Here is a 24,795-nt window from a genome sequence, read left to right as displayed (position 1 = left end):
CCCGGGATCAGGAGACGTCGCGTCGGCCCCCCGCCGCCGCGATCGGCAGGGCCGCCATGGCCCGCAATGTTTTGCGGTACAGCATCAGCGCCCGCGCCAGGTTCCAGGCCTGCAGCGCGGCCGACAGGACCAGGAGCGGCCCCGCGATCGTTGCGGCGGGCCGCCAGCCCGTGGCTGCCAGCACCCAGGAAACCACCATCAGGACGTAGATCACCCATTGCGTCTGTGCCGGGCGTTCCGGGATATAGGCGGCCATCTTCGGCAGCACCTTCAGGTAGACACGGACCTGGGCCGGGTCTCGGTCGGGGATGACGATGGCGTCCTGTGCGTGCTTCCACAGCAGGAAGGGCACGATCTTGTACAGCATGCCGTGCACCACCGATCCCAGCCCGCCCACGATCAGCAGGATACCCAGCACCATCGCGGCCTGCGTGGACTGACCGTGACGCAGCCAGACCCAGGCCGGCGCACAGGCCAGCAGGCAGATCAAGCCGGTGAACCAGAACAGGGTCGTCGGTTCCGCGGTGGGACGCTTGCGGGTCCACAGCCGCTGCAACGATGTGCCGATCCAGGTCACGTAGGCCCCTGTCAGCAGCAGTTCCACCGTTTCGCGCATCAGATGCGGCAGCCCGGTGGAGGCATCCAGCGCGCTCCAGGCCAGCAGCAGCGCGGGGATCAGCAGCGGCAGCCAGCGGGTTAGCGGTTTTGGATAGAGTTCGATCATCTGGAAGATCGGCAATAATTGAAAGGACATGCCCATCAGCAGCAAGCCCCCCCAGCCCAGCAGCCCCCACAGAATGTGGCTGCCCACCCAGTCCGGCAGCCCCAGCCCCAGTCCCAGCGCGCCCGCCATGATCAGTCCGATCAGCACCGCCAGAGCCAGGGCCGCCAGTGCGCCGCGCACCGGGACGAGGATCTCGCGCGCCCCTTTGTAGACCTGTTTGCGGTGGCGCCAGAGCGCCCGACCGACCGCCGCCAGATACAGGGCGAAGGCAAGTCCCAGCAACCCGACGGCTGTCAGCCAGGCCGTTGGGGACCACCAGAGAAAGCCGGCCGCCAGAGCCAGGGTTCCCAGCGTCAGCAGCGCATGGGCGCTATTCGCCACGGCCCGCGCCGGTGTCACGGGGACGTTGCAGGCGACCGCCAGGATCTGGATCAGGGCACCCAGCATGGCGCTACCCAGAATGCCCAGGGTCCACAGGTGCGTCAGGGCCAGGGTCGCGGCATCCCAGCGTGACGCGAAGGCCTGAGGGCCCACCCAGGTGGCCAGTACGCCGGCCAGCGCCCCGAACAGCGGCACGTTCAGGAAGAAGGGCAGGGGTACGCCCAGAGCGGGTGTCTTGTCGAAATCCAGTGCGCGCTGCATGGTCAGTCGATCCAGATGGTGACCTGGAAATAGGTTTCCTCGAAGGTGCATTCGTGCTGGAACCCGTCGCGGTCCAGCATGGCGTACAGCGGATACGGTTCACGGTCGATCAACATGCATAACCGCTGGCCAGGTAACAGATCGGCCAGCGCCTCCAGGCAGTGTTCCAGCGGTTCCGGCGGCGGCAGGCCGCGCACGTCCAGGGTGATGTCGGGATGGCTCATGGGTGTACCTCGCAGGTCAAGGCGCTACCTTACACGATCGACCCTACCCGCAGGGTGGAAAACCGCGTACGCGGTACCGTTTCCGTGCTGTGTTCAATCTGGCCCGGCCTTGATCCGGATTAAGGCGGGGCGTCGTGCGGGGGTGCATAGTGCGAAAGTCGCTTCGACCCGGCGGCCAGACGTCATCCCGAGATCGGACCGGATCGTCGCATTCCCAGATAGTGCCAAGGCAGGGCCCGGCGGTGTGCCCCGCCAGGATCGCCCAGGATCGCCCCCATGTCTTCGACTCCTTCCATCCGTCCCGGCGTTGTGCCCCATCACGGCCTGTCCAGCTTCGAACTCGTTTGTCCGGCCGGCAGCCTGCCTGCCCTGAAGTCCGCCGTCGACGAGGGCGCCGATTGCGTCTATCTGGGTTTCCGGGACGCCACCAACGCGCGCAATTTCGCCGGCCTGAACTTCGACGCCACCGCCATCGCCCAGGGCATCCGTTATGCGCATGACCGTGGCCGCAAGGTCTTCCTGGCGCTGAACACCTATCCGCAGCCCGATGCCTGGCGCCTGTGGCAGGAATCCGTGGACCGCGCCGCCGATTCTGGTGTCGATGCGGTCATCATGGCTGATCCGGGGCTCATGGCCTATGCCCACGCCCGATATCCCGATCTGCGTCTGCACCTGTCCGTCCAGGGGTCGGCCACCAACTACGAGGCCATCCACTTCTATCACGAACGTTTCGGGATCGCGCGGGTTGTGTTGCCACGTGTGCTGTCCGTGGCCCAGGTGCAGCAGGTCTGCGAAAACGCGCCCGTCGAGATCGAGGTCTTCGGTTTTGGCAGTTTGTGCGTCATGGTCGAAGGCCGTTGCGCGCTGTCGTCCTACGCCACCGGCGAATCGCCCAACACTCATGGGGTCTGTTCACCGGCGAAACACGTGCGCTGGCAGCAGACCGACGCCGGCCTGGAATCACGCCTGAACGGCGTACTGATCGATCGTTATGATCAGGGTGAAAACGCCGGCTACCCCACGCTGTGCAAGGGCCGCTTCGACGTGGCAGGCGAAAACTACTACGCCCTGGAAGAACCCACCAGCCTCAATACGCTGGAACTGCTGCCGAAACTCATGGCCATGGGTGTGCGCGCCATCAAGATCGAAGGCCGCCAGCGCAGCCCTGCCTATGTCGCCCAGGTCACCCGGGTCTGGCGCCAGGCCATCGACCAGGCGCGCTCCAACTCCGCGCGTTATTCCGTGCATCCGTCCTGGATGGCCGAACTGAACAAGGTCGCCGAGGGTCAGCAGCACACGCTGGGGGCCTATCACCGCCCCTGGAAATAATTGCCGTCATTGCCCTGCGGATCGCGCCGGCCCAGGCCGGCGGCGGTGCATGCCACATCAGGAAAACCATCATGAAACTAGCTTTGGGCCCACTGCAGTACTACTGGCCGCGCGTGACGACGCTGGAATTCTACGCGGCGGTCCGCGACTGGCCGGTGGACATCGTCTATCTGGGCGAAACCGTCTGTTCTCGGCGTCACGAACTGCGCTTGCCCGACTGGATCGAGGTCGCCGACATGCTGGCCCAGGCCGGCAAGACTCCGATCCTGTCCACCCAGGTGCTGCTGGAATCGGGCAATGACCTGAACACCCTGCGCAAGATCACGGAAAACGGCCGCTACGGCATCGAAGCCAACGACATGGGGGCTGTGCATCTCGTGAGGGGGCAGCAAGCCGCAGGCGCAGCGTGGGGGCTCGATTTCATTGCGGGTCCGTTTCTGAACATCTATAGCAAACCCACGTTGGACGTGATCGTCGCGCAGGGGGCCACCCGCTGGGTCATGCCCCTGGAAATGGGCCGGGCTGGCCTGACGCAGCTGCAGCAGGACCGGCCCGCCGGTCTGCAGACGGAAGTCTTCGCCTATGGCCGCATGCCGCTGGCGTTTTCCGCCCGGTGTTTTACGGCGCGTAACCGCAACTTCCCCAAGGACAACTGCCAGTACGTCTGCATGGATCATCCCGATGGTCTGCTGCTGGAAACCAAAGAATCTCAGGCTTTCCTGACGATCAACGGCATCCAGACCCAGTCGGCGCTGGTCCATACCCTGATCCACGAGCTGGACGAACTGCGGGACCTGGGCGTCGACGTGCTGCGCCTCAGTCCACAATCGCAGCACATGGATCAGGTCGTCGCGGCGTTTCGCGCGGTGCTCGATGGACAGGAATCCGCTGAGGATGCCCATGAGCGCCTGGTACCCCTGATGCCGGCTGGTCCCTGCAACGGCTACTGGCATGGCCGCCCGGGTCTGGACATGGTGTTGCCGCAGGGTGCGGTGGCCCAGGCATCCGTGCCGGGCATCCGGGCTCGCGTGGGCTGAATCCTTTTTTTTTGATAAGGCAAGGTTATGCAGAATCCTTCGACTTCCACCTATCGCGTCCCCGAACCGCTGGCCCAGGCGCTCGAGCGCCTGCCCCGCTATCCGGGCTCCATCCTGTTCGTTGCCGGCCTGAACCTGATGCTGGCACGCCATCTGCATCCCGACACCCTGCACATGCTGGAAGGTCGGTCCCTGCGTATCCACGTCGTCGATGCTCATGTGCGCTTCGATTACACCTGGCGCGCCGGTGCGTTTCGTGCCGCGCAGCATGGCAATGCCGAACCGGACCTGACCATCCGGGCCGACGCCTGGGATTTCTACCGCCTGCTGCAGCGTCTGGAAGATCCGGACACGCTCTTCTTCAGCCGCCGTCTGGTCATCGAAGGCGATACCGAACTGGGGCTGATGGTGAAGAACACCCTGGATTCCATCGATATGGCGGTCTTTCATCCCAAGGTCGTCCTGCGCGATGCGCTGGCGGGGTTGCGCCGGCGGGTGGGGGCGTTGGTCCAGTCCCGCCCTCAACGGCATTCCTCAGGCGTCAATTCAGGCATCTGACGAGGTCGCCGCAGCCGTCGCATGGTTCGCGGGCGCGTTGGCCGGGTGGCTGCGGATGGCCCGCCGGCCGACCGTGGTGATGACGACGGTCATGGCCAGGGCAAAGGCACCCAGGACGATCAGGGTGTCGCCGCGTTCCATCGTCTGTTTGCCCCAGATCAGCGACAACAGCGTCGGGCTGGAATAGCCCAGGTAGACGACGACATAGAACATCGAAATCAAGGCTCCCCGCTGACCGGCGGGTGCCAGGCGGTCCGACACCGCCACCCCCGAAGCCATGGACAGGCCGTTGGCCAGGCCGATGGCGGCCGAGGCCGGAAGGACCCAGAGCCAGCCGCCAGGTTGAACCGACAGATAACCCAGGGCGCAGCCAATCGCGCCGCACAGGCCCGCTATCCAGCCGGCTTGAGTCGGCCCCAGCCGCATCGCCCAGAGTGTGGCCAATGCGGCAAACCCCTGCACGATCAAGGCGCTGAGCCCCAGGATGAAATAGATCTGTGCGAATCCCGCCTTGCCCAACTGGATGGGAAAAGCGATCAGCGACAGCATCGTGAAGGTGTAGACCAGCAGTCCACAGGGGATCAGGTAGCAGAAGAACCCCGTGGCGGTTCCCGGCGGCAGGCCGATTTGCACTCGGGAAGCCCGGCCCTCGGTCAGGGTTTCCGGCAAGGCTCGAAGGATGAGGATGGCGCCCCCCACCATGGCCAGCGCGATCATGAACGACAACAGCCGCGGCCAGGGCAGCCATTGGACCAGCACGCCCGAGACGAACGGCCCGATGGCGAAGCCGAACGCCATGACGCCACTGGCCAGCATCGAGGCACGCGTGGCGTTGCGGGTACCCGCCATTTCGCGCAGCCACACGGTACCGACGGTGAAGATGGCGCCGCTGGCAACGCCCTGGATGAATCGCGCGGCCAGGATCATCGGCTTGCCCCCGACTGTCGCGCCCATCAAGGCCAGCACGGCCAGCAGGAGCAGGCCCGCCGAGGGCAGGACGACGGCCTTGCGGCCGTGACGATCCGATCGGGGGCCTCCGATCAGGAAGGCGAGCATCAGACCCGCGGCATAGACCGTGAAGAACAGGGTCAGATCTGTCGTGGACAGGCGCAGATCGATGGTGTAGAACAGCATCACCGGAGAGACCGTCTGCGCCGTGTAGGCCGCCGCGAACAGAGCCAGGCACAAGAGCGCCTGCGTGCGGACGCTGTGGGGCTCGTCCGTGGTGGCGGCCGGGTTGGGGGTCATGACGACATCATGCCGCGACAGTCTCGACGCTGGTGCGATACACCGGGAATCGCTGGCACAGTTCGATCACCTGGTCGCGAACCCGGGCAATGGTTTTCTGATTGTCCAGGTCGTCCAGGATGTCGCACATCCAGCCAGCCAGCTCGCGTGCCTGTTCGATCCGGAAACCGCGGGTCGTGATCGCCGGCGAGCCGACCCGGATGCCGCTGGTGACGAACGGCGGCTGTGGATCATTGGGTACCGCGTTCTTGTTGACCGTGATGTGGGCGGCGCCTAAAGCCGCATCCGCGGCCTTGCCGGTGATGCCCTTGGCCGACAGGTCCACCAGGAACAAGTGATCGTGGGTGCCTCCCGAGACGATGCGCAGGCCCCGGGCGACGAAGACCTCGGCCATTGCTTTGGCATTGTCCAGCACCCGCTGCTGGTATTCGCGGAATTCCGGCTGCATGGCTTCTTTCAGGGCGACTGCCTTGGCTGCGATGACGTGCATCAGCGGGCCGCCCTGCGCGCCGGGGAACACGGCCGACTGGATTTTCTTCTGGATGTCGGGGTTGGCCCGGCCCATGATGAGACCGCCCCGGGGACCGCGCAAGGTCTTGTGTGTCGTGGTCGTGACAATGTCGGCGTGGGGGACCGGACTGGGGTACAGGCCTGCGGCGACCAAGCCCGCGAAATGCGCCATGTCCACCATGAACAGGGCGCCCACCCGATCGGCGATCTGGCGAAAACGCGGGAAATCGAGGATCTGCGAATAGGCGGAAAACCCCGCCACGATCATCTTCGGCTTGTGCTCCAGGGCCAGGCGCTCGACCTCGTCGTAATCGATCCGGTCGTTTTCGTCCAGGCCGTACTGCACGGCGTTGTACAAGCGGCCCGAGGAGCTGACCTTGGCGCCGTGGGTCAGGTGTCCGCCGTGAGCCAGGCTCATGCCCAGCAGCGTGTCGCCGGGTTGCAGCAAGGCCAGATAGACCGCCGCGTTGGCCTGGGAGCCCGAATGGGGCTGCACATTGGCCCAATCGGCACCGAACAGTTCGCAGGTGCGGTCGATGGCCAACTGCTCGACCACGTCGACATATTCGCAGCCGCCGTAGTAGCGTTTGCCCGGGTAGCCCTCGGCGTATTTATTGGTCAGTTTGGTTCCCTGGGCCTGCATGACCCGGGGGCTGGTGTAGTTTTCCGAGGCGATCAGTTCGATGTGCTGTTCCTGGCGCTGGTGTTCGGCTTCGATGGCCGCCCACAGCGTATCGTCAAAGCCCTGGATCCGTTGATTGTCTGAAAACATGGTGTCTCCTGTGGTGAGTCAGGTATTGTCGTGAGCGCATTCGACGCGCTTGCGAGGCTGGCCGGGGTCGGCGGAATCCGCCGGGTCCTCCGGCTGTCTCGCTCGATGCTTATTCTAGGGAAAACTGTGTTTTCCGCTTGTATGTTCGCGCCATAGTACTGGGACGCGAGTGCCGTGGCGGATGGGGTTTGGCGGCTGGTCAGGATACCCGGGCAGGCGGCCGGCCGGCCGGCGCCGGATCATGCGCCGGATGGCCGATCCGGCGCTCGCGGCCCGGTGTTGTGCCGAAGTAGTCCCGATAGCGGTGGGTGAAATGGGTCACCGACACGAAACCGCAGGCGGCCGCCACGTCGATGATGGATTGTTCCGAGCCCAGCAGCAGCTGCCGCGCCCGCCGCAGCCGCAATTCCAGGTAGTAGGTATTGGGCGTGCATTTCAGATGTTCTTGAAACAGGCGTTCGAGCTGGCGCACCGAGACCTGGATGAACTGGGCCAGTTCTTCCTTGGTCAGGGGCTCTTCGAGGTTGTTTTCCATCAGGGTCACGACCTCGGTCAGTTTGGGTTGGCCCGTACCCAGTTGCTGGCGCAGTGGGATCCGCTGGGGATCCTGGGTGGAGCGGATCCGTTCGCAGACCATCAGTTCGGAGACCTTGGCGGCGATCTCGTGGCTGCCGGTCCGCTGGCCGATGAGCGCGACCATCAGGTCCACGGGCGCGATCCCGCCGCTGCAGGTATAGCGGTCCCGATCGATTTCGTAAATGCGTTTGGAGACGATGATTTCCGGAAAGTCGGTCAGCAGCCGTTCGGTGTCTTCCCAGTGCAGAGTGCAACGGTAGCCGTTCAGCAGGCCCGCCCGTGCCAGCCAGTAGCTACCCGTGCAGATACCGCCCAGGACCGTTCCCTGGCGCGCACGATGGCGCAACCAGTTCAGGCAATGCGAGTCGATGCGGGCTGGGATCGGGTTGGAGCCGCAGACGAAGAGGGTATCGAATGGGGGCGCGTCGTCCAGCGCGTGGTCAGGCTGGATGGGGATCCCGTTGCTGGCCTGGACCGGTGCGCCATCCAGACTGATCGTGGACCACTGGAACAGCGGACACCCGCTAGCCAGGTTGGCCATGCGCAGGGGTTCCAACGCGCAGGAAAAACCGATAAACGTAAATCCGGGAACCAGCAAAAAACCGTAGTGCTGCGTGTCCGGGACTGGGCGCCCATGCGAGGCGTCCTGAACCGAAGGGACATCCATCCTGCTTGTCTCCGTCCAAAAAGTGCTTCCGCTTTCAGATTGAAAGGGTGTTTTTATTGTCGATCCGTCTTGTTCGGCGCGGATCTTCGTTTCCAGGCAATTAAAGGTCGCTTCTGAAAAAAGGCATGCGGCGCGCGGTCTCTAAGATGGTCTGCACGAACGCGGACAACCGCGTGGTCATTTCAAAAGCCGATGCCAATCACAGGAGACATCCCCATGAGCAGTCTGCAATTTTCCAATGCCGCCACAGCAGCCCAGCAGATGCGCGAAACGCGCCTGCTGCAGATCCCCAACGGCCCGCGCGCCAAGCCGACCTTTTCGGCTGCCGAAATGCAGCGGCGCGTCGATTCTGTGCGCGCGCACATGGCTGCCAACGACATCGATGCCGTCCTGTTTACCTCGTACCACAACATCAATTACTACGCCGACTTTCTATTTTGCCACTTCGGGCGCTTTTATGGGCTGGCGCTCACGCAAGACAAGCACACGACCATCAGCGCCAATATCGACGCCGGCCAGCCGGGGCGCCGCAGCTTCGGCGACAACATCGTCTACACGGATTGGCAGCGTGACAACTATTTCCATGCGGTCCAGACTCTGCTGAAGGGCAAGAAGCGGGTCGGGGTGGAACTCGATCACGTCACGGCGGAAAACCTGGACAAACTGCGCGCCGCCCTGCCGGGTAGCGAACTGGTGGACATCGGCAAGGCCTGCATGCGGCTGCGCATGGTCAAATCCGACGAGGAAATCGCCTTGATCAAGCATGGCGCCCGGATCGCCGACATCGGCGGCGCCGCCTGCCGTGACGCCATTGCCGTGGGCGTGCCCGAGCACGAAGTGGCGCTGGCATCGACACAGGCCATGGTGCGCGAGATCGCCCGCACTTACCCGGATGCCGAGCTGATGGACACCTGGACGTGGTTCCAGTCCGGCCTCAACACCGATGGCGCCCACAATCCGGTGACGTCGCGCCGGATCCAGCGTGGCGACATCCTGAGCCTGAATTGCTTCCCGATGATCTCGGGCTACTACACGGCACTGGAGCGCACATTGTTCGCCGAGGAGTGCTCGGATGCCCACCGCCGCATCTGGGAGATCAACGTCGAAGTGCACGAGGCCGGTCAGAAACTGATCCGCCCGGGCGCCCGCTGCTGCGACATCGCGTCGGAACTGAACGAGATCTTCCATCGGCATGATGTCCTGAAATACCGTACCTTCGGTTACGGCCATTCGTTCGGTGTCTTGTCCCACTATTACGGGCGTGAGGCCGGACTGGAACTGCGCGAGGATATCGAGACGGTGTTGGTGCCCAACATGGTGGTCTCGATGGAACCGATGCTGATGTTGCCCGAAGGTCTGCCGGGCGCCGGCGGCTACCGCGAGCACGATATCCTGGTCGTGACGGCCGACGGGGCCGAGAACATCACCAAGTTCCCGTACGGTCCGGAACACAACATCGTGAAGCGCTGATCCGCTGTTGCATGAGGGGCCGTTCCCGGTATGCTTCGGATCGGCGCCTCATGCCCCACGGATTTACATGATTTGCCGCTATACCAATAAAGGAGCACGTCCACTCGGTACGGTCCGGAAAGGATCGGCTGGAAGGACGGCCCATGGAGACAGCAATGAATTCTGCCACCGTCCACGCGGGCATCATGCCTGGCGTTGGTGAGCGCCGCGTCATTAGCAAGGTTGCCGCTGCCGGCTTTATCGGTAACTTTGTCGAATGGTTCGATTACGCGTCCTATGCCTATCTGGCAACCATCATCGCAGCCGTTTTTTTCCCCGATGTTTCACCGACCGCCGGCTTGATGGCGACGTTCGGGGTCTTTGCGCTGTCCTTCATCGTCCGGCCCATCGGTGGCGTGTTCTGGGGCCACTATGGGGACAAGATCGGCCGCAAGCATGCGTTGTCACTGTCGATCATCATAATGTCCCTGGCAACGTTCGCCATTGCCCTTTTGCCGGACTTCAATCAGATCGGCGTCTGGGCACCCGTTCTGTTGCTGGGTTTGCGCTTGGTGCAGGGATTTTCCGCCTCGGGCGAGTATGCGGGCGCCTCGGCGTTTCTGGTCGAATACGCGCCCGCTCACAAGCGCGGCCTGTACGCCAGCATCGTCCCGGCCAGTACGGCCGCCGGTTTGCTGTTGGGATCGCTGATGGTCTCTGGCATGCATTTGTTTCTGACCCCGGAGCAGATGCAGTCCTATGGCTGGCGCCTGCCGTTTCTGCTGGCGGCGCCTCTGGGCTACATCGGCCGCTATATCCGGATCCATCTCGAAGATTCGCCCAAGTTCCGTGAAATGGAAGAATCGCGTGAAGTGTCCCATGCGCCGGTCAGCCTGCTGTTGTCCCGGCATCGCCGCGCCCTGGTGATCGCGATCGGCGTCACCATGCTCAATGCCGTGGGCTTTTACATCATTTTGAGCTACATGCCCACGTATTTGGCTGTTGAGCTGGGGGTTGGCGAAACAGAGTCCTTTATGGCGACGACGATCGCATTGATTTCCTATATCGGTTTCATCTTCCTGATGGGCATCCTGTCCGATCGTTGGGGCCGCAAGACGATGCTGATTCTGGCGTCGATCGCCTTCATCGGGTTGACGGTGCCGCTGTTCAGCAGTCTGGCGTCCGTGGGCTTTCTGGGCATGGTCCTGATCCAGATCGTGTTTGGCGCCATGTTGACCATGAACGACGGGACTTTGCCGTGTTTTTTATCGGAGATCTTTCCAACCCGGGTGCGCTACAGCGGCTTTGCACTTAGCTTCAATTTGGCCAATGCGATTTTTGGCGGGACTGCACCGTTCATTGCGACCTGGTTGATCCATCTGACGGGCAACAAGCTGGCCCCTGCCTGGTATCTCGTGGCGGCGGCGGGCATTGCGCTGGTCGCGATGGCGATGAGCAAGGAGACCTCGCGTGACCCGCTCGCGGATTAGGGATTCGTTTCGACGATTCGTGGACTGAGCAGAAAGCACATGAATACTCTTTTCGATCCTATGGCGGTCTCGATGCCGGACGTGCAGAGCGGTCCGGATACTCGCGGGGTCCCTATTCAAAGGGTCGGTGTCAGAGGGGTATGTTATCCGCTGCGGCTGGCCATGTCGGCCGGCCAGCCGCAGCAAGTCGTTGCGCATTGGGAAATGACCGTGGCCTTGCCCGCCGAGGACAAGGGTACCCACATGTCGCGCTTCATTGAGGTGCTGGAAGCCTGGCGTGACACGCCGATGTCCCCGGATGGCTTCTGCCGCATGGCGCAGGCTGTGTGCGACCGGCTGGGTGTGGAGAGCACCGACTTGACCGCCAGTTTTCCCTATTTCCTGGAAAAGGCGGCGCCGGTGTCCGGCTTGCACAGCCTCATGGATTATCAGGTCCTCTGGATGGCCCACGCCTCGCGGGGGGCACCAGCGCGTTTTTCGCAGTGCGTCCAGGTGCCTGTGACCAGCCTGTGCCCTTGCTCCAAAGCGATCTCCGAGTATGGGGCGCACAACCAGCGCTCGCATGTGCAGGTCCGCCTGGACTACGACACCCCTGTGGCAGCCCAGCTGGATGCGTTGATCCGCGGGGTGGAGGCGCAGGCCTCCGGTCAGCTATGGAGCCTGCTCAAGCGTGAGGATGAAAAATTCGTCACCGAGCATGCCTATGAGAATCCCAAGTTCGTCGAAGACCTGGTACGCGACGTGGCTGTCCTGTTGCAGAGGCTGCCGGACGTGGCATCCTACGAGGTGGAGGCTGAAAACTTCGAGTCGATCCACAATCACTCGGCGTATGCCATGGTGAACAGCGCGAACGTTCGATGACCGAGGACTGGGCGGGCTGGTTGCCCAGTCTGGCGTCTGGAGAATCCGGAAAGCCTCCGGGAGTGCGGGTTGCGGGGCACCGGGGTTGTCCCGCACTTTTTGCGAGGATGTCATGCCACGTCCTATTCTGGCAACGATCGATGTGGGCGCGCTGGCGCACAATCTGAACCGCGTGGCCCGCCGTCTGGCGGACGACGCGCCCGCGCCCGCACGCATCTGGGCGGTCATCAAGGCCAATGCCTATGGCCATGGCCTGGAAGCCGCCGTACGCGGTTTCGCCGCCGCCGATGGTCTGGCGCTGCTGGATCTCGACGAGGCGGTGCAGTGCCGCGAGCTGGGCTGGCAGCGGCCCATCCTGCTGCTGGAGGGCTTCTTCAAGCCGCGCGACCTGGATGTGCTGGACCATTACAGGATCGGTACGGTTGTCCACTGTCATGCTCAGATGGACATGCTGGCGGCGTATCCACGCCCGGCCGCCATCGACGCCCATGTCATGCTCAATTCGGGCATGCACCGGCTGGGATTTCAGCCAGGGGAATACCGTGGGGCATTCGACCGGGCGCGGGCGCTGCAAAGCGCCGGCGTCCTGGGGTTGGTCGGCAAGATGACGCATTTTGCCCGAGCCGATGACGACCTGGCCGTGACACGGGCGCAGCTGGAATGCTTCAGCCGTGTCGCCGCAGGACTGCCCGGACCGGTCAGTGTCTGCAATTCGGCGGCGGTCCTTGCGCCAGGCCTGGCCGCCCGGGTGCCGGGGGAAGACCAGTGGGCGCGGCCGGGGATTTGCCTGTATGGGGCGTCTCCGTATGTGGGGCGGGATGCCGACTCCCTGGGGCTGCTTCCGGCTATGACGCTTGGCTCTGAACTGATCAGCGTCCATGTGCTGCCAGCGGGCGAGGCGATCGGCTATGGTCACGCATTCCGGACAGATCACGATATGCGGGTCGGGATCGTTGCCTGTGGCTATGCCGATGGTTATCCCCGCCACGCCATTACCGGCACCCCGGTGACAGTGTCCGGTGTCCGGACCCGGCTGGTGGGCCGGGTTTCCATGGACATGCTGTCGGTGGACCTGGATCCCGTGCCAGCCGCGGACATCGGGTCGCCGGTCATCTTGTGGGGGGATGGCGGGCCCTCGGTGGATGAGGTCGCCTGGTCGTCCAGCACGATCGCCAATGATCTGCTGGCGGGGCTGACGCATCGTGTCCCGCGCCGCATCCGGTAGGCGCCGGTTCGCTTTCAGACAATTTGATGTCGTTTCCGACAACGAGCCCCGCAACCGGAGCCCTTAGGATGGTTCCTACAGATAATTAAAACGATTCAAAAGACACGGAGACAACTGTGGCTGATTCCCGATTTTCCCGCGCTGCTTTAGCGGATTGATTCACTGACAAAAATCCTCCGTCTGATTCGGATGATGGCGCCGAGCCATCTCCGTGGCGGGCGTATCCGCATGGTGCGCCGGTCGGCCGGTGCTCATGTTAACTGCTGTTAGGGAGTGTGAAGATGAAACATCGCTTTACGGGCAGTCTATTGGTCATTTCGTTGGCGGCGCTGGCCGCAGTCGGTGCGAAGCCCGCGCTGGCGCAGGAAGAGCTGGCAGTCATGAGCTTCGGCGGCGCATATCAACAGGCTTGGCGAAAGGCGGTCTTCGAACCGTACACCGCCAAGGCCGGCATCAAGATCATCGAGCAGGAATACGGCGGCGAGATTGCCAAGATCAAGGCCATGATCGAATCTGGCAATGTCACGCTCAACGCCGTCGACGTGGATGCGCCAACGCTGCTGCAGGGATGCGACGAGGGCATTTTCGAGAAGATCGACTGGGCGCAGATCGGTCCGAAGGACGACTGGCTTGATGGCACCACGTCCAAGTGCGGGGTTGGGACCATCGTTTACGCGACCACCCTGGCGTATGACGGTGCCCGGCTGGCCAATGGACCGACGGCCATCAAGGATCTGTTCGATACGACCAAATTCCCAGGCAAGCGCGGTCTGTGGAAGAATCCGGCGACCAACCTCGAATTTGCCTTGCTTGCCGATGGCGTCGCGCCTGATCAGGTCTACAAAACATTATCCACACCAGAGGGCGTCGATCGGGCGTTCGCGAAGCTCGATACGATCAAGAGCAGCATCGTGTGGTGGGAAGCCGGTGCCCAGGCGCCGCAGTTGCTGGCTTCCGGCGAAGTGGTCATGACGACGGCATGGAATGGGCGTATCTATAACGCCAACAAGGAAGGCAAGAATTTCAAGATCGTGTGGGATCATGAGATTCTCGATTCCAATTATTGGGTCATCCCGAAGGGGGCGAAGAATCAGGCGGGCGCCCTGGCCTTCATCAAATATGCGATCGAGCCCAAAGAGCTCGCCGGTGTTTCGCAATATATTCCTTATGGTCCGGTGCGTAAGTCTGCGGCGCGGTTCGTGCTCAGGGATGTCGCTCCAAATCTGCCCACGAGTCCCCGGAACATGACCGGCGCCCTGACGCTCGATAACGGTTTCTGGGCTGATCATGGGGATGAAATCCGCCGTCGCTTCACAACGTGGATTGCACAGTGATGCTGTTGATCGATGGAGGCTAGCTATGGGTCATCCCGGGGAAATGCGATCGACGGCGCCGAGCAGGTCGGCTGAAGCGCTGGTCCGGTTCGAGGAAGTCAAGAAATCCTATGATGGTGTCAATTTCGTCGTCTCCGGACTGAATCTGTCCGTGCGCCGAGGAGAATTTCTGACCATGCTGGGGCCTTCGGGCTCTGGCAAGACGACGACATTGATGATGCTAGGGGGGTTTGAGCGACCGACGCTCGGGCGCATCCTGCTCGACGGGAAGCCCGTCGAACGGCTGCCGCCGGAGAAGCGCAATATTGGCTTCGTGTTCCAGAACTATGCGCTTTTTCCACATATGACTGTGGCGGAGAACGTCGCGTTTCCCTTGCGCTATCGCGGCATCAAGGGCGCCGACGCTGCTGCGACGGTGCGGCAGGCACTTGGCCGTGTCGGCCTCGGGAATTTTGGGGATCGCAAGCCGGCGCAGCTTTCCGGAGGACAGCAGCAACGGGTGGCGCTGGCGCGGGCCTTGGTGTTCGAGCCCTCATTGGTATTGATGGATGAGCCGTTGGGCGCCCTCGACAAACAGTTGCGCGAGCATATGCAGATCGAGATCAAAAGGCTCCAGGTCTCTCTGGGTATCACGATGGTATACGTCACGCATGACCAGTCCGAGGCGCTGACTATGTCGGATCGGATCGCGGTCTTCCATGATGGCCGCATCCAGCAATTGGCGGAACCGGAGATGCTCTACAAGCAGCCGTCGAATCGCTTCGTCGCCTCGTTCATCGGTGAAAACAATACCTTGTCATGTTCCCTGGTCGCGCACGAAGGGGATCTGGCGGTGGTGCGAATGCCCGACGGTACGATCCTGAAGGGGATGGGACATGGACTGTCGGGTGCGACTGATGACGTCAGTCTGTCCGTCCGACCGGAAAGCTTGACACTAGCCAGCGGCGAGCCGTGCGGGAAAGGCAACCGGATTATCGGAGAGGCTCATGAAGTCTTCTTCCTGGGTGATCACATGCGCTTGTCGATTAAGGCCTTCGGCAGCCAGATGCTGACCGCCCGCATCCCCGCGCGTGAAGCTCGCCATTTTGTGCCTGGAGAGCCGGTCGCCCTCGACTGTGGGATTGCCGATTGCCAGCTGCTGGAGGCATAAAGACATGACAGCCGCTGTGATTGCGAACATCGATGTCTCAAAGGCAGTGCGGCGCGCCGAACAGCCTGCCCGCCGTGCCGCGCTATCATTGGCACTGCCCTTGATCGCATTTCTGATGATCGTTTTTGTCGTTCCGATCTTGTACTTGCTGACGACGGCCGTTGCCAATCCCGAGGTCCGCCAAGTATTGCCCCGCACTTTGGTAGCTTTAGAAAGCTGGGATGGGGTTTCCGTGTCTGATGAACCAATCTACGATGCGCTCGCTGTCGATCTCAGGGCGGCCCAAAATGATAGCACCGCGGCACTGCTTGGCAAGCGTCTCAATTATGAAATTTCAGGAATGCGTAGCCGTGTATTAACAGCAGCGCGGATGGTTGAAAGAGTTGAGTCGGGGCCATATAAGGAAAGATTTCTAGGGCTCAGCAAGGACTGGGCGTCGCCAGCCGTCTGGACCATCATCAAGCGCAGCGGTTCAGCGTTCACCCCTTATTATCTGTTACGTGCACTGGACCTGCAGCAAAACCTGGATGCCTCAGTCGGCCGGGTGGCTGGCGATCAGGCGGTATTTGTCGACATCCTTGGGCGGACCTTTTACATCGCCGCGTTAGTCACTCTTCTGACCTTGATTCTGGGTTATCCAGTGGCCTATGTACTGACGATCGCACCCCGGGGGATCGCCGCCGTCATGATGTTGATGGTGCTGCTGCCGCTATGGACCTCGCTGCTGGTGCGTACGACGGCCTGGGTCGTGCTGCTCCAGTCGAACGGCGTCATCAATGACGTGTTGCTCTCCCTGCATCTGGTCAGCGAAAAAGTGCAGTTGATCTTCACGCGGGTCGGTACGGTCACGGCGATGACCCATATCCAGCTGCCTTTCACGATTTTGCCGATCTATAGTGTCATGCGCTCGATTTCGACCACTCAATTGCGAGCCGCTCGTTCGCTGGGGGCGCCACCTCTTGCCGCGTTTTGGCGCATCTATGCCCCGCAGACCTTGCCTGGCGTGGTTGCCGGATGCCTCATGACGTTTATCCTGTCCCTGGGCTACTACATCACACCGGCTTTGGTGGGAGGGTCGCGCGACCAGATGGTGTCCAATTTTATTGCCGACTTCATCAATCGTGATCTCAACTGGGGCCTGGCCTCGGGGCTGGGCGTTGTCTTGCTGGTCGCGACGCTGGTGGTTTACGTCGCTTTCCTGCGCCTGGTCGGGGGCGCCGACAAAATCAAGCTGGGGTAACGTCATGTGGCTGCCTTCCTATGCAACGCGCGCGGAGCGCCTACCGCGCATCTTCGTGGTCGCGTTTGCCGTCGCGGTGATGCTGTTCCTGATTGCACCGCTTTTCATCGTCGTGCCGCTGTCCTTTTCGAAGGATCCTTTCTTCACCTTGCCCGTTCAGGAGTATTCCTTGCGCTGGTATGCCGATTTCTTCGGCAACGCCCGCTGGATGAATGCCATCGTAAACAGCACCATCACGGCGGTGCTGACTACCGTGTTGGCGACGACGCTGGGCACGCTGGCGGCGCTGGGAATTTCGCGGCCCGATTTCCCGGCGCGCCGGTTGATCATGGCATTGCTGATTTCACCCATGATCGTCCCGGTGGTTATTGTCGCGGTGGGCAGCTATCTGTTCTTCGGGCAGTTCGGGCTGACGAACACGCGCACGGGCCTGGTTCTCGCACACACGGCGCTGGCTGCGCCATTCGTCGTCATCACGGTGACGGCGACCTTGTCCACGTATGACACCAATCTGACGCGGGCGGCGCTGAGCCTGGGCGCGTCTCCCTTGTCGACGTTCTTTCGCGTGACCTTGCCCAGCATCCTCCCCGGGGTTGTGTCGGGTGGGATCTTCGCCTTCGCGATCTCGTTCGATGAGGTTGTGGTGGCGCTGTTCATGACCGCGGCTGAGCAACGGACCCTTCCCGTCCAGATGTTTTCGGGTATCCGGGACCAGATCAATCCGACGATCATGGCGGCTGCCACCCTGCTGCTGGGCTTGTCCATTCTGCTGTTCATCGCACTGACCCTGCTGACGCGGCAGCGGCCGAAGTCATCCATGTAAGTACTGGCAGCACCACCGTTCGATCCCCGCTGGTGAAGAACCGTCGCTCCGGATAGTCGCGCGCGGCCCGGGCCAGCGCGCGGCGTCCGGTGCCTGGGGCTGACGCGCCGCATCCGGTAGGCGCCGGTTCGCTTTCAGACAATTTGATGTCGTTTCCGACAACGAGCCCCACGGTCGGAACCCGTAGGATCGTCGTTACAGGCAACCTGAAACAATGACATAAATAAGACGGAGACAAAGGAGTGGCTGGCCCAGGTTCCCTCGCGGTGTGCCGGTTCGATGCTTTCAGGCGTCCTGGTGATGGCCAGGCCCGTTGTCCAACCCACAGCGCATGACATTTGTACGGAAGTAAATCCTGAAAGGGCGACTGTCCCTTTCGTTGTTTCCAATAGCGCCAATCAATATCGGATATGGCCAGGTACGACTGAGGAGGAATGGAACATGAAACTTCCCTTGAAACGCAGCGATTTTGCATCGCGTCGACGTTTTGTCACGAAACTTGGAGGTCTGGTGGGCGCCGCTGCCGTCACCAGTGCGCTTCCGCTGCGCAGCGCGTTGGCGCTCGAGCAGTTGACGATGCTGACCTGGAATGGTTTCGCCGAGCGCGAGGTGGTCGGGGATTTTGTGGACAAGCATGGCGTCAAGATCCGCGCCAAGTACTATACCGGTGGGGACGAGATGCTGGCGCTGATCTCGCAGTCGCCGCCGGGTACTTACGACGTCATTCTTGCGGACGGTGAATATGTCCAGCAGCTCCGGACCGCGGGTTATATCGAAAAGCTGAATCCGGCGGACTATCCCTTTAACGATTATTTTCCGGAATTCCGTAGATTTCCCATGCTATGGCATGAGAACGACATGTATGCGTTGCTCATGCGTTTCGGATTCCTGGGGGTTTCGTTCAATACCAAATATATTACCGACGAGCAGGCAAGCTCCTACGAGATGTTCTGGGACAAGAAGCTCAAAGGCAAGGTTGCGCATTTCGACTGGCATTTGCCCAATCTCGGTCAGATGAGCCTGCTGAACGGGGATTCCAAGCCTTACGATATCGATGCCGCCGCCTGGCAAAAGGTGCAGGACAGAACCATGAGCCTGCGTCCGCAGATCGCTGGGTTCTTTGGCTATGGCGGCACGCTTTCCGCGTTGAAAACCGAGCAGGTCCACGCCATGCTGGGCATCGGCGACTGGATTACCGGCCTGCTGGCGCGGGACGGCGGTTCGTTCAAGACGGTCGTGCCCAAGGAAGGCGGCCTGCAATGGGACGAATGCCTGTGCATCGGCAAGGGCAGCCAGAAGGTCGGCTTGGCCACCAAGTTCCTGCAATATATGTCCACCCCGGAAGGGCAGGTCAAGGCAGCGACCATGAAGGCTTACCCGGCCTTGATCCCGAATCAAGAGGGATGGAAGCTCCTGGCAAAGGTCAATCACGTGGCGGCAGAACGTGGGGGCATGCTGATGGATGAGTACAACGTGATGAACATCATCCGGGAAGGCCGCATCCACGATCGGCAGCTTCCGGTCCAGCAATCGTTGCAGGACTGGAATAATTTTTGGCAGAAGTACAAGAGCGCTTGAGCAATCCCTGACCAGGCCGGTCGTGCCCGATGCAATCTGGGGTGGGCACGAGCCTGGTCAGCGGCTTGCGGTTTCGGAGTCGGTCCCTGGCTCAAAAACAGAAAGCCCGCACAGGGCCTGATTGGGCCTCGTGGCACAGGAGGTTTCGGTGATAATCCCGCATCAGAGTTCAATGCGATCCCCTGGCGCCGCGGCAGACGTGCGCAAGTTGCGACGGAAGTCGCCGCGTGCCGGGCATTTCGTTCCAAAACAGAGGCTATATGCCTTTTCCCTGAGCCTGCCGCCGCTCGTGTGGCAGCTGCTCTTTCTGGTCTTCCCGGTGGTGTTCCTGCTGGTCATTACCTTCTGGTCGGTCGAGTTCTTCCGACTGAAGCCGGATTTTACGTTCGCCAATTGGGCGTTCATCTATACGCGCGGCTATTTTTACGACGCATACGCTCTGACCTTCGGGATGGCGATTTTCACCGCGATCGTCATCAGTGCGATTGCTTTTCCATGCGCTTATGCGATCGCCTTCAAATTTCGGGGTTCCGCACGACAGTTTGCACTGCTGTTGCTGATCATCCCGTTTTTCACCAGTTACCTGGTGCGTGTTTATGCCTGGCAAGTCGTCCTGGCGGATTCAGGGGTTGTCAATATGCTCCTGAAATGGCTATCCCTGCCGCCGGTGGCGATGCTCAATACCCTGGGGGGCACCTTGATCGGCTATGCCACCCTGTGCCTGCCGCTGGTGACCTTGCTGCAGTTGCTCAGCCTGATCTACGTGGACCGTAATCTGGTGGAAGCGTCCCATAACCTGGGGTGTGGCCGTCTTGGCACGATCTGGCACGTCATCATCCCGTCCGCCAGAATCGGCATCATGATCGCGGCGCTGTTCTGTTTCATCCTGACGTTTGGCGATTTTGTCAGTCCTTTGTATTTGGGAGGGGGCCTGAGAACCGTACTGAGCACCGTGATCATCGACACCGTCAAGTCCGGCCAGCAATGGCCACAGGCGGCCGTGGTGGCGGTGACGATGGTCATAACTTTGCTGGCGGTTGCCCTGGCGGCAATCTGGTTCGCCTACCGGAGGCCGAAATGAACGAAAACCGATGGATCAATCTGACGCTTTATTGCTATGCCTTTGGGATATTCGTATTCATCTTTACTCCCATCGCGGCCAGCTTTGTCTTTTCATTCAACGCGGATCGCTTTCCGACCTTGCCTCTGGGCGATTTCAGCTTTCAGTGGTATCGGGACATCATCTCCGACGCCGATATCTGGCTGGCGTTTGGAAACAGCGCAAAAGTCGGTTTCACCGTTGCGGTGGTGTCCACTGTGCTGGGGTTTTGCGCCGCGTATACCGATCATCGCTATCGGTTCTTCGGAAAATCGGTCTATCTGACGCTGGCGCTGTTGCCGCCGACCATCCCGGTGGTCATCATGGGATTGGCGATGCTGGCATTTCTGTCGCGTGTCAGTCTGTCGGGCAATATCCAGGCGGTCATGATCAGCCACATCGTCATGTGCGCCCCGTTTGCGATGGCGGTGATCCGGATGCGCCTGGCACTGATGCCCGCCGACATGGAGGCGGCGGCCTGGAACCTGGGTGCCAGCCAGTGGCGTGCGTTATGGCACGTGATTCTGCCTTTTTCCCTGCCCAGTATCGGTGCGGCGCTGTTTGTGACCATGGCGGTGTCGTTCGACGAGTATGCCGTTGCCTGGTTCGTGTCGGGGCTGGACCCCACGGTCCCCGTCAGCATCCTCACGACCTTGCAGGGGCGCGTCAGCCCGACGATCAACGCGATCGGTTCCATCGTATTCACAGTCACCATCATGCTGGTTGTCCTGGCGCAGATTCTGTTGCTGCGGCATGGGAAAAACAAGACTCGAAAAATTTTGGCCACGGCCAAAGGGGAGTGAAAACATGAATCGTCCTTTGGTGGAACTGGATAATGTCAGCAAGTCATTTGGGGGCTTTACCGCCGTCGAATCGATCAACCTGAACATCAGTGAAGGCGAATTCCTGGCAATCATGGGCTCGAGCGGCTGCGGCAAGACAACGACCCTGCGGATGCTGGCCGGTCTGGATCAGCCCACGCAAGGCGAAATTCGCCTCAACGGAGAACGCATCAACGAGCTCAGTACCTGGGATCGCGACACGCCCCTGGTGTGGCAGAACCTCGCGCTATTCCCCTTTCTGAGCGTCACCGAGAATGTTGAATTCGGTCTTCGGATGCGCGGCGTCCAGAAGGCCGAGCGCAGGCGCCGGGCCGGGAAATGGCTGGATCGCATGGGGCTCGCCGAGTTTGCGAATCGGGATATCAGTCAGTTGTCGGGCGGCCAGCGCCAGCGGGTTGCGCTGGCCAGATCCCTGGTGACCGAGCCCCCCATCCTGTTGCTCGACGAGCCGCTGAGCGCTCTGGATGCAAACCTGAAGGTGCGCATGCAAGGCGTACTGACCGAGCTGCAAAAGGAGATCGGCATCACCTTCGTGTATGTCACCCATAGTCATTCCGAAGCCTTCGCGATGGCCGATCGGGTGGTGATCATGAGCCAGGGCCATATCGAACAGGTGGGTACCCCCCAGGAAATCTATTCCATGCCATGCAACCGGTTTGTGGCGGAATTCATTGGCGGCAAGAACATCATCGAAGGCAAGGTGGCCGATATCGCCGGTGACAAAATCATTGTCCGATCTGATCATGGGGTCCTGGAAACGCCTGTGGCGGCTGGCGGGCGTGTTGCCAAAGGGGATCCGGTCACCTTGTATGTCGGTGCCGAGGACATGCGCTTCGCCGGGCCGGGCGGTGCAGGCCAGAATCGTTTGCGGTGTCGCGTGATCGGAGAAGAATTCGTCGGTGCCATCATGACGATCCATCTTCAAACGGAAACCGGCCTGGAATTGCAGGCGCAGGTCCCCTATGCCGGGCGCGCGAGATTGCCGGTGGAGGACGATGGCTGGGTTCATGTCAGCTGGGATGTGCAGGAGACCCGCATTCTGGGTTCCCGGGCCTGAGCGCGCGTGCGGCTTTAGGCATGGTTTCGCTTTCTGGCAAGTAAAGGTCGTTTCTGAAAAAAGCCGCCAGGCTTCCTGTCTCTAAGATGGATTGGGCGGATGCGGAAAAAACGCCGCCGCTCAATCACCAGAGCCGGTACACTCCCGGGACATAACGGGGGGCCGGCGCACCTTCGAGGAGACACTACATGGAATACGGCACCGCCAGAATTCCGCATGACAAGCGCGAGTATGGCTTTTTTGACCAGGTCGTGACCTGGTTCGGGTCCGGGGTCAACACCGGATCCTGGTATTTCGGCGGAATGGCGGCGGCCATCGGCATGAGTTTCGTCTGGCAATATGCCTTCATTTATTTGCCGCTGATGATGATTCCCTGGGCCATGATCGGCTGGATTTCCTGGAAACATGGCGCATCGACGGTGACCTGCACGGTTCCCGCTTTGGGCGTCCAGGGTTCGCGCTGGGCCGGCATCGGGGAATTTCTGGGCATGATCGGCTGGCCCAGCATCAATACTTTCATCGCGGCTATTTCACTGACCTACGTCTTCCATGCCATGTGGGATTGGCCGACGTATGGGCAGCCCGGTTCCATGATGCCGTTGATTCTGGGCATCCTGGTGACCGCGGTCGTTCAGGGCGTGATCGTCGTCGTGGGACATCAGGCCATCAAGTATCTGGAATGGATCTCGGTCGTCCTGCTGGTCGTCCTGGGTGTCTGGGAAACCATCGTCGTCCTGCAGCACTGGGACTACGCCAAAATTGCCAGCCTGACTTTGCCGGAGGCTCAGCATACGCCGGCGTTTTATTTCGATCTGGCTTTCGGGTTCTGCTGGGGCTGGGCGATGATCGGCGACTTTGCCCGTTTTGCCAAGGGGCCGGGTGCCGCCACAGCGGGCAGCTGGCTGGGGGTCAATCTGGGCCAAGGCTGGTTCATGATCGTCGGTGCCATCGGTGTGATCGGCGTCGTCCTGGACACCGGCGTCTTCGATCCGAACAACTCGGATCCCAGTTCCACCATTGCTTCCCTGGGGCTGGGTACCGTTGCCTTTCTGGTGGTGTTTTTCGCCACTGTCAGCACCAACGTGACCGTGTTGTATGGGGCCGGCATGGGATTGGTGGGTGCCACGCGCAGCGAATCGCCCAAGCGCTACCTGCTGTTTATCGCGGTCCTGCAGTTTGTCATGTGCTTCCTGCCGCTGGCCTTTGACAAGTTCATCGAGTATTTCGAGTTTTTTCTCGGCATCGTCGGCGGAGTCTTCATTCCGTTGTGGACGCTGGTGGTTGTCGACTATTTCATCGTGCGCAGATGCCAGGTTCGGGATGAGGACCTGTTTGCCGGGAATTATCCCGATGGTTCCACCAAGAGCCGGCTGGGTGACTGGAACGTTTCCGGCTGGGTTTCGATGGCGCTGGGGTTGGGCGCGTTCTACCTGCTGCATTACGGCCTGACAGACGCCGCGGCGATCTGGACAGCATCCTTCCCGACGATCGGCGTGACGGCGGTCAGCTATCTGGTCCTGACGTTGGGTTTCAACATGGGACGCACGCGTCTGGCCTTCAAGAGGTAGAACATGAATCACGTTCGTATTGCGGAGCTGGCCTGGCCAGCCTACGCGGAAAAAGTCAAAGCTGGGGCTGTCGTGCTGATACCCGTCGGCGCGCTGGAGCAGCATGGCCCCCACATGAGCATGAATCCGGATGTCCTGCTGCCGACCGCCATCTCGGAGCGCGTGGCGGCGCACATGGGGGCGCTGGTGGCGCCGGCCATCGCCTACGGCTACAAGTCGCAGCAAAAAAGCGGCGGTGGCAATCACATGCCGGGGACGACCAGTCTGGATGGGCTGACCGTCACCAGCATCATCCGTGATGTGCTGAAGGAACTGGCGCGCCACGGGGTCCGTAAGGTCGTCCTGGTCAATGGTCATTACGAGAACTCCGCGTTCATCACCGAGGGCGTCGACTTGGCACTGCGTGAACTGCGTTGGGACGGCATCCGGGATTTCCGCAGCATCATTCTGTCCTACTGGGACTTTATCGACCAGACGACGATCGATGCGATCTACCAGGGGGATTTTCCGGGTTGGGCCGTCGAGCATGGCGGGGTGCTGGAAACGTCCCTGATGCTGCATCTGCATCCGCATCTGGTCGACATGAGTCAGGTGCGGGATCATCCGCCGGCGACGTTCCCGCCCTACGACTTTTTCCCGATCAAGCCGGAATGGACCCCGGAGTCGGGTTGCCTGTCGTCGGCCAGCCGGGCCAGCGCGGAACACGGCCAGTTGATCTTGACGGTCTGCGTACAAGGCATCACAGACGCGTTGCGGACCGCGTTCGACTGAGTTGCCGCCGCGTCCGGAACC

The 24,795-nt window shown here is 61.4% G+C and carries 22 protein-coding genes; 17 read left to right on the top strand and 5 right to left on the bottom strand.

Annotated features, from left to right (window positions below):
• Positions 1-7: 7 nt before the first annotated feature.
• Both ABCV34_RS06430 and ABCV34_RS06425 read right to left on the bottom strand, forming a co-directional pair.
• The gene (locus tag ABCV34_RS06430; protein WP_345798381.1) at positions 8-1,366 is read right to left on the bottom strand and encodes a hypothetical protein; all 1,359 of its coding nucleotides are present in this window, start codon (positions 1,364-1,366) and stop codon (positions 8-10) included.
• Between the two features lie 2 nt (positions 1,367-1,368).
• Positions 1,369-1,590 carry a DUF2249 domain-containing protein gene (locus tag ABCV34_RS06425; RefSeq protein ID WP_345798380.1) on the bottom strand — a complete coding sequence of 74 codons (222 nt, stop codon included), beginning with the start codon at positions 1,588-1,590 and terminating at the stop codon, positions 1,369-1,371.
• Between the two features lie 276 nt (positions 1,591-1,866).
• On the opposite strand from ABCV34_RS06425, the gene ABCV34_RS06420 reads away from it, so the two are divergent.
• From ABCV34_RS06420 to ABCV34_RS06410, 3 genes are all read left to right on the top strand, one after another.
• A complete protein-coding gene (locus ABCV34_RS06420) occupies positions 1,867-2,919 on the top strand; it encodes a peptidase U32 family protein (RefSeq protein ID WP_345798379.1) in 1,053 nt (350 codons plus the stop codon).
• A gap of 71 nt (positions 2,920-2,990) precedes the next feature.
• On the top strand, positions 2,991-3,956 hold the full coding sequence (locus tag ABCV34_RS06415) for a U32 family peptidase (protein ID WP_345798378.1): 966 nt from the start codon (positions 2,991-2,993) through the stop codon (positions 3,954-3,956).
• A 27-nt stretch (positions 3,957-3,983) separates the two neighbouring features.
• Positions 3,984-4,514, top strand: a complete 531-nt coding sequence (locus ABCV34_RS06410) for an SCP2 sterol-binding domain-containing protein (protein ID WP_345798377.1) — start codon at positions 3,984-3,986, stop codon at positions 4,512-4,514.
• Here ABCV34_RS06410 and ABCV34_RS06405 read toward each other — a convergent pair.
• The 3 genes from ABCV34_RS06405 to ABCV34_RS06395 all read right to left on the bottom strand — a co-directional run bounded on the left by ABCV34_RS06405 (position 4,503) and on the right by ABCV34_RS06395 (position 8,287).
• The gene (locus ABCV34_RS06405; RefSeq protein WP_345798376.1) at positions 4,503-5,762 is read right to left on the bottom strand and encodes an MFS transporter; all 1,260 of its coding nucleotides are present in this window, start codon (positions 5,760-5,762) and stop codon (positions 4,503-4,505) included. The two genes, ABCV34_RS06410 and ABCV34_RS06405, sit on opposite strands and share 12 nt — an antisense overlap.
• A 7-nt stretch (positions 5,763-5,769) precedes the next feature.
• Complete coding sequence (glyA, locus tag ABCV34_RS06400) at positions 5,770-7,044, bottom strand: serine hydroxymethyltransferase (RefSeq protein WP_345798375.1); 1,275 nt, start codon at positions 7,042-7,044, stop codon at positions 5,770-5,772.
• Between the two features lie 199 nt (positions 7,045-7,243).
• A complete protein-coding gene (locus tag ABCV34_RS06395) occupies positions 7,244-8,287 on the bottom strand; it encodes a GlxA family transcriptional regulator (RefSeq protein WP_345798374.1) in 1,044 nt (347 codons plus the stop codon).
• Between the two features lie 216 nt (positions 8,288-8,503).
• On the opposite strand from ABCV34_RS06395, the gene ABCV34_RS06390 reads away from it, so the two are divergent.
• The 14 genes from ABCV34_RS06390 to ABCV34_RS06325 all read left to right on the top strand — a co-directional run bounded on the left by ABCV34_RS06390 (position 8,504) and on the right by ABCV34_RS06325 (position 24,774).
• A complete protein-coding gene (locus tag ABCV34_RS06390) occupies positions 8,504-9,757 on the top strand; it encodes a M24 family metallopeptidase (protein ID WP_345798373.1) in 1,254 nt (417 codons plus the stop codon).
• Between the two features lie 155 nt (positions 9,758-9,912).
• Positions 9,913-11,226 (top strand): MFS transporter, encoded by a 1,314-nt coding sequence (locus tag ABCV34_RS06385; protein ID WP_345798372.1) that lies wholly within the window; start codon positions 9,913-9,915, stop codon positions 11,224-11,226.
• 39 nt (positions 11,227-11,265) lie between these two features.
• Positions 11,266-12,087 carry a GTP cyclohydrolase FolE2 gene (gene folE2, locus ABCV34_RS06380; protein WP_345798371.1) on the top strand — a complete coding sequence of 274 codons (822 nt, stop codon included), beginning with the start codon at positions 11,266-11,268 and terminating at the stop codon, positions 12,085-12,087.
• A 112-nt stretch (positions 12,088-12,199) separates the two neighbouring features.
• The gene (gene alr, locus ABCV34_RS06375) at positions 12,200-13,312 is read left to right on the top strand and encodes an alanine racemase (protein WP_345798370.1); all 1,113 of its coding nucleotides are present in this window, start codon (positions 12,200-12,202) and stop codon (positions 13,310-13,312) included.
• 281 nt (positions 13,313-13,593) lie between these two features.
• Positions 13,594-14,646, top strand: coding sequence for an ABC transporter substrate-binding protein (locus tag ABCV34_RS06370; protein WP_345798369.1), 1,053 nt, complete (start codon positions 13,594-13,596; stop codon positions 14,644-14,646).
• Between the two features lie 25 nt (positions 14,647-14,671).
• The gene (locus tag ABCV34_RS06365) at positions 14,672-15,796 is read left to right on the top strand and encodes an ABC transporter ATP-binding protein (RefSeq protein WP_345798368.1); all 1,125 of its coding nucleotides are present in this window, start codon (positions 14,672-14,674) and stop codon (positions 15,794-15,796) included.
• Between the two features lie 4 nt (positions 15,797-15,800).
• A complete protein-coding gene (locus ABCV34_RS06360; protein ID WP_345798367.1) occupies positions 15,801-17,036 on the top strand; it encodes an ABC transporter permease in 1,236 nt (411 codons plus the stop codon).
• Between the two features lie 4 nt (positions 17,037-17,040).
• Complete coding sequence (locus ABCV34_RS06355; protein WP_345798366.1) at positions 17,041-17,859, top strand: ABC transporter permease; 819 nt, start codon at positions 17,041-17,043, stop codon at positions 17,857-17,859.
• 441 nt (positions 17,860-18,300) lie between these two features.
• Positions 18,301-19,437, top strand: coding sequence for a spermidine/putrescine ABC transporter substrate-binding protein (locus ABCV34_RS06350; RefSeq protein WP_345798365.1), 1,137 nt, complete (start codon positions 18,301-18,303; stop codon positions 19,435-19,437).
• Between the two features lie 172 nt (positions 19,438-19,609).
• Positions 19,610-20,518 carry an ABC transporter permease gene (locus ABCV34_RS06345; protein ID WP_345798364.1) on the top strand — a complete coding sequence of 303 codons (909 nt, stop codon included), beginning with the start codon at positions 19,610-19,612 and terminating at the stop codon, positions 20,516-20,518.
• Entirely contained in the window at positions 20,515-21,339 is an 825-nt protein-coding gene (locus ABCV34_RS06340) for an ABC transporter permease (RefSeq protein ID WP_345798363.1), read from the top strand. Before ABCV34_RS06345 ends, ABCV34_RS06340 begins: the two co-directional genes overlap by 4 nt.
• Positions 21,340-21,343: 4 nt before the next feature.
• Positions 21,344-22,435 (top strand): ABC transporter ATP-binding protein, encoded by a 1,092-nt coding sequence (locus ABCV34_RS06335; RefSeq protein WP_345798362.1) that lies wholly within the window; start codon positions 21,344-21,346, stop codon positions 22,433-22,435.
• A 188-nt stretch (positions 22,436-22,623) separates the two neighbouring features.
• Positions 22,624-24,003 (top strand): cytosine permease, encoded by a 1,380-nt coding sequence (locus ABCV34_RS06330; protein ID WP_345798361.1) that lies wholly within the window; start codon positions 22,624-22,626, stop codon positions 24,001-24,003.
• Between the two features lie 3 nt (positions 24,004-24,006).
• Entirely contained in the window at positions 24,007-24,774 is a 768-nt protein-coding gene (locus tag ABCV34_RS06325) for a creatininase (RefSeq protein ID WP_345798360.1), read from the top strand.
• Positions 24,775-24,795 lie beyond the last annotated feature (21 nt).

The organism is Castellaniella sp. MT123, assembly GCF_039614765.1.
Taxonomy (GTDB): Bacteria; Pseudomonadota; Gammaproteobacteria; order Burkholderiales; family Burkholderiaceae_B; genus Castellaniella.
The sequence above is the reverse complement of the archived record's forward strand: the minus strand, read 5'-3'. Positions and strand labels throughout refer to the sequence as shown.